An 8,710-nucleotide genomic window follows, 5' to 3' on the forward strand; every position below is an offset into this window, starting at 1 on the left:
GCTATTGTTATAAATCACAAAGATTACGAAACATTTTATTTCTTAATCTCATGCTCCTGCCGTGCACGCTGTGAATGCGATGAAATAATAAGATACTTTCGCAATATCTTATCACTTAATTCAAAAAAAATATGTGTGTCTGCCTTATACTGGTCGTCAGATAATCTAAGTTCTTGGTTGTCGAAGTGGCATCAATTCTCTTGATGGCGTCACGTAACTTTCAGGTGGGAGCTTGTCCTTGCAGCCAGGAACTCGAAGCTTTACTGCTGATCTAGCCGCTATGATGCGCGCAGCGCATGTCATGATGGACGATGAGCCAAAAATACTTGACGATAAGTTTGCTCTGAAGCTGTGCGGCATTCCAGATTCGGCTACGTTTCATACCGCCATGGCCGGCATGGAGCAGAATCTTTCTTCGAAATTTCCGAATCTTCCCGTCAAGACAATCCTGGAAGCCGTTCGATCAGGGATTATCGTGCGAAGCAGAATAGCGGAGCAGCGGCTGATCGAGGCAATCGAACGAGGCATATCCCAATACGTCATCTTGGGCGCCGGCCTTGACTCTTCCGCGTATCGTCTGGCCGAAGTTGCAAATAAATTGCATGTCTTCGAGGTTGACTTTCCCGCAACGCAGCAGTGGAAGCTCGCACGGCTCAAGGACGTCGATCCTCAACTGTTGAATCTGGCGACTTTCGTGTCGGTTGATTTCGAGAAGGAATCGCTTTTCGAAAGGCTGACGCAAAATGGATTCGACCCTGCGAAGCCGACATTCTTCTCGTGGCTGGGTGTGGTGTGGTACCTCAGTGACGAAGCCATATTCGCAACGCTTGAAAATATAACGTCGCTTGAATGTGATAGCGAAGTCGTATTCGAGTACCCGGTTACAACAGAGCTGGTATATCCCGCCGATCGCCAGGTGATGGAAATGTTGACGCAGACGGGCGCGGAAAGAGGCGAGCCGTTTAGGGCGGGCTTTGATCCTGTGGATTTGACGCGCCGTGTCAAGGGGCTGGGGTTTGACACTGTCGAAGATCTTTCTCCGGCACGCATGCAGGAACTCTATTTCGAGAATCGTGCGGATAACCTGCGGATGCCGGGCATCGGCCATTTCATGAGCGCCCGCCGTACCTCCGCCAGATAGCATTCAAAAAGACAGAGATTTGACGTGGTATTGGCCTCATGCGCCAAGCCATGTGATTTTGTTGTGGCCGACGTAAATATATGGCTTTGACAATGTAAGCAAGAAACTTGATGGCATGCATGGATTCTTAGGTAGCACATAGGATGCGTGATGAGAGTATTGCTTTTTCAGGGGCAGGGTGCGCAATTCAAGGGGATGGGGAAAGACCTTTGGGCGTCCTACCCTCGCTTGGCCGATGCCGCCTCGGAGATTCTTGGATATTCCATCGCAGAACTCTGCCTGAGAGACCCGTATAACCAGCTGCGGCTTACGCCCTATACACAGCCGGCGCTCTATGTGGTCAATGCACTGTCTTACTATCGTTGGCACGAAGACGGGGGCACTGCGGACGCGCTGGCCGGTCATAGCCTGGGTGAATATTCGGCATTGCTAGCGGCTGGCTGCTTCGATTTCGAGACAGGACTGCGCCTGGTTCAAAAACGCGGTGAGCTCATGGGCAAAGCCAGCGGCGGCACAATGGCCGCCGTGCTGGGAATGCGGGCCGAGGCGTTGCAGAGCTTGTTGCACGAGAATGCCCTGGATCATGTTGACCTGGCCAACTTCAATTCACCGACCCAGTTGGTGATCGCGGGAGAGGCTGCGGCGATCCAGTCCGTGGCGACGCTCGTATCCGCGCGTGGCGCCAGGTGTGTTCCGCTGAATGTCAGTGCGCCGTTTCACTCGCGTTTCATGCGGCCGGCGCAGGAAGCCTTTGCTGCTTTCCTGCAAGACTTTACGCTGACCGATCCGAAGACGCCCGTCATTGCCAATACGACGGCACGCCCCTATGAGCCCGGCCAGGTTGCGCCGTTGCTGGCCAGGCAGATCGCCAGCCCCGTACTGTGGACCGAGAGCATTCGGTATTTGATGGGGCTGGGCGAGTTTACCTATCATGAAGTCGGCGGCGATCCCGCTCGAATAGGCGGGACGGTGCTCGGCAAATTGGTCGACGAAATTCTTCTGACTGAAACGCCTCTGCGCGAGGTCAGGGCCGCGCCGCCTCCGATTGCTGCCGTTGCCGCCGTAGAACCTGAAGAGGTATCGCCGCGACCTGACAATCTGGCTCAGTCGCTCGGTAGCGCGGCGTTCAGGCGACGCCATGGCTTGAAATACGCTTATGTGGCCGGCGCGATGTACCGGGGCACCAGTTCTGTCGCTTTGGTCGTCCGCATGGGGCAGGCCGGCATGATTGGATATCTGGGGGCTGGCGGATTGAGTCTGCCGGAGACCGAGACGGCGATCCAGGCAATACAGTCCCAATTGCAGGCGCACGAGGCCTACGGCTTGAACTTGCTGGCGGCTCATGATGATCCGGCCTTCGAACGAGCCACGGCCGAGCTATACCTGAAGTATGGCGTGACGCGCATCGAGGCAGCGGCATTCATGCAAATGACGCCGGCGCTCGTGCTGTTTCGCCTTCGCGGGATGTACCGGGATACCGATGGTAAGGCGCGGTGCAGGCACCATGTGCTGGCCAAGGTCTCGCGGCTGGAAGTGGCCGAGGCGTTCATGAGTCCGGCCCCGGTTCACCTCGTCGATGCGCTGCTGAAAGAGAAGGCGATTACTGCGGAACAAGCGGAGATGGCCGCTGAGCTTCCCATGAGTCACGATATTTGCGCGGAGGCCGATTCGGGCGGTCATACGGATGGCCACATTCCAACCATTTTATTGCCGGCGATGCGGCAATTGGGCCGGATGCTGAGCGAGCGATATGCGTACGAGGAACCTTTGTGCGTGGGGCTGGGCGGTGGCATCGGCACCCCGGCGTCGGCGGCCGCGGCCTTTGCCATGGGCGCGGATTTTATTCTGACCGGCTCTATCAACCAATGCACGGTGGAATCGGGCGCTACCGAGACCGTGAAGACCTTGTTGCAGCAGGCGGGCATTCACGACATGGCTTATGCCCCCGCTGGGGATATGTTCGAACTGGGCGGGCGGGTGCAGGTGCTCAAGAAGGGGTTGTTGTTCCCGATGCGAGCCAACAAGCTCCATGCGCTCTACACGCATCATGAAAGCCTGGAGGACATTCCGGCGGCGATTCGCACGCAATTGGAACGCCGGTACTTCAAGCGCAGTCTGGCCGATGTGTGGGAAGAGACACTGCAGCATATGCGGGCGAGCGGGCGTCTGAACGACATCGCTCAGGCGCAGGCCAATCCGAAGATTCGCATGGCGCGGGTATTCCGATGGTATTTCGCCTACGCGACGCGCCTGGCGTTTGGTGGCTCGCCGGAGGATCTGGTCAATTACCAGGTCCAATGCGGCCCGGCGCTTGGTGCGTTCAATCAATGGGTTAAAGGCACGGAGCTCGAGGCTTGGCCGAAGCGGCATGTCGAGACCATCGGCATTACGCTGATGCAGGCGACGGCGCAATATCTGCGTGACGGCATACTCGGCATGCAGAGATAGGCCATGCCGTTCTTTTATCGGGTCTCTCCCCTGAAACCCTGCTTTTCGCAGGCGAATTTTCGCAACTCGTGAATCAATACCATCCGGCATCCTGGAAGCCACAGCCTGAAGCATCTGCTGCCGGAACAAAGCACTCCCCCGATCAATGCAGCGTCGATTCTGCCTCCTTTGCGTGGCGAGGCGGAGCATTGTTTTGCTCAGAGTCATCAAGCCCGAACTGAGCCTGTCTACTGAACTGCGTTAGTCCGTATAAGGAAATCCTTGTGCTTGACGTGATTAATAGCCTTGCTGATGGATTTGTCGCCGTCCCGGTCATCGAAGCATGCCGCAGGCACGATGTGTTTTCGCTGTTAGCCCATCGTTCTGATTTGAGCGCAGAAGAATTGGTCGCTGAAACGGGAGCAAACAGTGGTCACCTGAGGGTCGCTTTGCGGCTGCTGGTGGAGTTGGGGTGGCTCGAGCAAAGATCGGCGGACAGATACGCGTTAGCGCCGGCAGCCCATGCGGTCAAGCAGATGCCGGCAAATACGGATGCCCTGATCGCTCTGCGGGTCCCGGATGTCCTGCGTGAGTCGACTGCGGCCATCCTGCAGGACTGGCTGGATATCTCCATTGCCGGATGGAGGGGCGTTGGACCGCAGCTTGCCGGGATGCTGGATGGTGCTTTGCTGTCGCCGCTGCTGGTCGAGATCCATCGCTTGGGCGGGGCCCCGGTGCTGGAAGAGGCCTTTCAACCGGATGCCGTGTCGGCTGCGAGCCTGGCCGCCCTGCATCGCTATTTCGAGCAGCGTCGGTGGGGCAGTACCCAAGGCGCACGGTTCGCGCTCAATGGCGCTGGCCGTTATCTCGTCGAAAGTGGCGGGGCGCTCGGTACGGTGGTCTCCTATCGACCGATGATGTGTGGTCTTGAGGCGGTCTTGTTCGGGCGTGTTGGCGACGTCTTTCGCCGTGATGGGCAGGGCCATGAAAGGCATGTCGAGCGCGAGCTCAACGTGACCGGCAGCGGGTCTCAGCACAAGATTTACTTCGAGGCGCTCGGCCAGCTCATCACGCAGGTATTCGACAGCGAGCCGATCGCGGCGCAACCCCGCTACATATGCGATATGGGATGCGGCGACGGTTCACTGCTGCGCCATGTCTACGAAGCCATCCAAAGCCAGACTCGACGCGGCCAGGCGCTGGACCGCTACCCCTTGCAATTGATCGGTGCGGACTTCAACGAGCGGGCGCTGGAAGCGACGTCGCGGACGCTGGCCGGCTTGCCGCATCTTCTGGTGGCCGGGGATATCGGCGATCCGAAAAGCCTGATCCGGGCCCTGGGGGCGCGCGGCATCGCCGATCCGGAAAACACCCTGCATATTCGATCTTTCCTGGATCATGACCGGAATCCGCAGCCGCCGAACAACGAAGCGGCCGTTGCCAGGAAGCGCGGTCTACCGCTGACGGGCGTGTATGTCGGCCGCGATGGCGAGCACATCGAACCTGCCACCGCCCTGCAGAGCCTGGTGGAGCATTTGGGGCTATGGCGCGAAGCGGTGTCCAAGTATGGCCTGGCCATGCTGGAGGTGCATTGTCTGAAGCCGGCAACGGTGCGGACGCTGCGGGATCGGACCGGCGCGTTGCACTTCGATGCCTACCATGCCTTCTCGGGACAGCAGTTGTTCGAGGCGCCGATGTTTCTGATGGCGGCAGCGGAAGCGGGGCTATTTCCCGACCGTGCTGCTTTCCGGCATTTTCCGCAGGCAGCGCCGTTCACACGTATTACCTTGAACAGGCTTGTCGCACGGCGCTACCGGATGCGGCATCCGTCCGAGTGGGACGTAAAGCGGCTGCGAGAGCTGGATATAGCTTGCTGGCCGGAAAATCTGGCCGCACCCGAAACGGAACTGCGTCGACGCATCACTGAATTTCCGCTCGGGCAGATCGTGGTCGAACAAGACAATCGGGTGATTGGCGCTCTGTATTCTCAGCGGATAGACAGTATTGAGCAGTTGCTGCATACGCCCTACGCGAGGTTCGGCAGTATCCATAATCCTGACGGTGCGGTTGGGCATTTGCTGGGTCTTTGCGTTGCGCCGGACATGCAGGGTACGGGCTTGGCCGATGACATTCTCGACTTCGCATTCGCCTACTTTTCCACGTACGAGGGTTTTGAAAAACTCGTCGGTGTCAGCCGTTGCCAAAACTACGCGCGAGCGGGCATGGTTTCGATGGAGCAATACATCCGGCAGCGGGATCAAGCCGGTCGTTTGATTGAGCCGGTGCTGTGTTTCCATGAAGCGCACGGTGCAAAGATCCGTCAGGTCGTAACCGGGTTCCGTCCGGAAGACACGGCCAATGGGGGAGCGGGTGTTCTGATCGAATATCCCAATGTCCGAAATGCCGCGACGGAAATACCAAAAAAACCCAAGACGCCCGAGATGCCGTCGGTTGGGATAGCGGTCGGGCGCCAAGTTCGAGAGACGGTTGAGCAGGTGTTGGGATCGGCCCGGGCAGGGGCTTATCAGAACGACGCGCCTTGGATGGCGATGGGACTGACGTCGCTCGACCTGCTGGATCTGCGGCATCGGCTCAATGAACGGTTTGGGATTGCGTTCGACTCAACCATTTTCTTTCAATACGGAACCCCCGCGTTGCTCACTGAGCATCTCGAAGCGCAGCCCGCGCCGGTGCAGGCCACGCCGGCACCGACGCCAATCGTGCCGGAATCCGTCTCCGAGTTCGCACGCGATCCATTCAAACCGCTCCCGAAGAACGACGGCGCGGCAGCGTTGGTCAAGCGCCAGGTCCGTGAAATGGTTGAGCAAGTGCTCGGCGTCTCTCGGGCAGAGGCCTATCAGGACGAGGCGCCATGGATGGCGATGGGACTGACGTCGCTGGATCTGCTGGATCTGCGCCATCGTCTCAATGAGCGGTTCGGGCTTGAATTTGATTCAACCATTTTCTTTCAATACGGCACCCCTGCGTCGATCATCGAGCATCTGGAGCCGAAAGTCCGATTGGAAACTGAAGGCGCCTTCGTTGACGAGGGAAAGTCTGACGGGCTGGTCGCCGATTCAACGGGTTCAAGTGAAGAAGGCGAGCGTCGGCACGCGCAAGCGGATCAACGGATTGCCGTCATCGGATTAAGCTGCAGGTTCCCGGGCGGAGCAAATACTCCCGAACAGTTCTGGGAACTGCTGAAGGGCGAGGTGGATGCTGTTGAAGGGCGTCCGGGTGCCGCAGCCGACCGGCCGCGCGCGCCGACGGATCCATTGGCCGACCGCGTGGGCAAGTCCGGTGGATTCCTCACCGACATCGATCAGTTCGATGCGTCGTTCTTCCGAGTCTCTCCGAGGGAAGCGGAGCTGATGGACCCCCAACAGCGCTTCCTGTTGGAAGCGGTGTGGGCGGCATTGGAGGAAGCGGGCCTCTCTGCGGCGCGGATGGCAGGTTCAGACACCGGCGTATTCATCGGTGTGATGGGCCATGACTACGAACTGCTGCTTCGCCAGCAGGTGGGCGGCCACGATCGGGATCCACATTTCGCCACGGGTAATGCAGCCGCGATCACGGCGGGTCGCATTGCCTATTATTTCGATTGGCACGGACCCACGCTGTCGGTGGATACGGCCTGCAGTTCCTCGTTGGTGGCCACGCACCTGGCCTGCGAAAGCCTGCGAGCGGGAGAGTGCGGCGTCGCCGTTGCGGGCGGTGTCAACCTTTTGCTCAATGCGGAGACTTTTGCCGCGTTCGGCAACGCCGGGATGTTGTCTGCGGATGGTCGGTGCAAGACATTCGACGCCGCTGCGAATGGCTATGTCCGGGGCGAAGGCTGCGGCGTGCTGGTGCTCAAGCGCTTGGCCGATGCCGAGCGGGACGGCGATCCGATATGGGCGATCATTCGTGGCAGCGCGATCAATCAGGACGGCGCCAGTGCAGGTCTGACGGCGCCGAATCAGAAGGCGCAGCAGGCCGTCATCGAGGCGGCAATCAAACGAAGCGGGGTCGCGCCGCACCACGTCAACTACCTGGAAGCGCATGGGACGGGAACGAAGCTGGGCGACCCGATCGAGGTGCATGCCGCGGCGGCGGCGCTGGGGGCGGGTCGCGATGACAACCAGCCTCTGCTGCTGGGGTCCGTCAAGACCAATATCGGGCATCTGGAAACCGCGGCAGGCGTTGCGGGACTGATCAAGGTCATCCTGTCGATGCGACATGGGTTGATCCCGAGGCACCTGCATTTCAAGACGCCTAATCCGCATGTGGCCTGGGATCGCTTGCCGGTCAGGGTGGCAGCCGAGGCGCAGCCTTGGCCGGGCGGCAGAATGGTGGCCGGAGTCAGCAGCTTCGGTTTCAGCGGCACGAACGCCCATGTCATCCTCGAGGCCCATCAGACGCGAGTGACTGCGCGCGCTGAGGTGCCGGTGGGGCGCGTGGTGCTGGTGGTGCTCTCGGCAAGAGACGAGGCGCGCCTGCGTGCGCAAGTGGAACAGCTCCAGGCGTATGTGCGGACCCATGAGGTCAGCATGGAGGATCTTGCTTACACGCTGCAGGTGGGGCGCGACGCGATGGAGCATCGCTTGGCGCTGACGGCCGGCTCGATCGATGAGCTCGTGAACAAGTTGGCACAGTTCCTGGCTGGAAATGGGGGGCTTAAAGGGATCTGGCGCGGAGAGGTGAAACGCGATCAGGGGGCGCTGAGCGTATTGGCTGCCGTCGCAAGGGAGTTGCACGAAGCGGTCAACAAGTGGGTGGCTCGGGGTGAGCTTGACACGCTCGGTGAGCTTTGGGTTCAAGGCATGGCTGTCGATTGGTCGGCGCTGTATGGCCCGTCGCGGCCATCACGGCCATCACGGCCTTCGCGGGTGAGTCTGCCGACGTATCCGTTTGCGAAAGAGCGGTATTGGGTGCCGGAGAGCGGGTCGGGTGCGGGGGCTCGGACGGCTGGCGCGCTGGCCGGCTCGGCGCGCGAAGCGGTGCTGCACCCGCTGGTGCATCGCAATACCTCGGATCTGAGCGAACAGCGTTACAGCACGTGGTTGACGGGCGAGGAGTTCGTTCTGCGCGATCACATCGTGCTGGGTCAGCGGGTCGTCCCGGGCGTGGCGCAACTGGAGTGGGCGCGAGCCGCGGTGAGCC

At 59.8% G+C, this 8,710-nt stretch carries 3 protein-coding genes; all 3 read left to right on the forward strand.

The genetic code is table 11. From position 1 onward, the window contains the following. Positions 1-238 precede the first annotated feature (238 nt). Complete coding sequence (locus tag CQ050_RS27365) at positions 239-1,141, forward strand: class I SAM-dependent methyltransferase (protein WP_146121073.1); 903 nt, start codon at positions 239-241, stop codon at positions 1,139-1,141. A gap of 150 nt (positions 1,142-1,291) precedes the next feature. Then, positions 1,292-3,589 carry an ACP S-malonyltransferase gene (fabD, locus tag CQ050_RS27370; RefSeq protein WP_105559978.1) on the forward strand — a complete coding sequence of 766 codons (2,298 nt, stop codon included), beginning with the start codon at positions 1,292-1,294 and terminating at the stop codon, positions 3,587-3,589. Positions 3,590-3,852: 263 nt separating this feature from the next. Continuing rightward, on the forward strand, positions 3,853-8,710 hold a 4,858-nt coding region (locus CQ050_RS27375; protein WP_105559979.1), incomplete at its 3' end, for a GNAT family N-acetyltransferase.

Source organism: Achromobacter sp. MYb9 (genome assembly GCF_002975275.1).
Classification (GTDB): Bacteria; Pseudomonadota; Gammaproteobacteria; order Burkholderiales; family Burkholderiaceae_B; genus Achromobacter.

Bases quoted from the DNA above. Each gene is read 5' to 3' on its own strand.
- fabD (WP_105559978.1), top strand. From the start codon at position 1,292: ATGAGAGTATTGCTTTTTCAGGGGCAGGGTGCGCAATTCAAGGGGATG.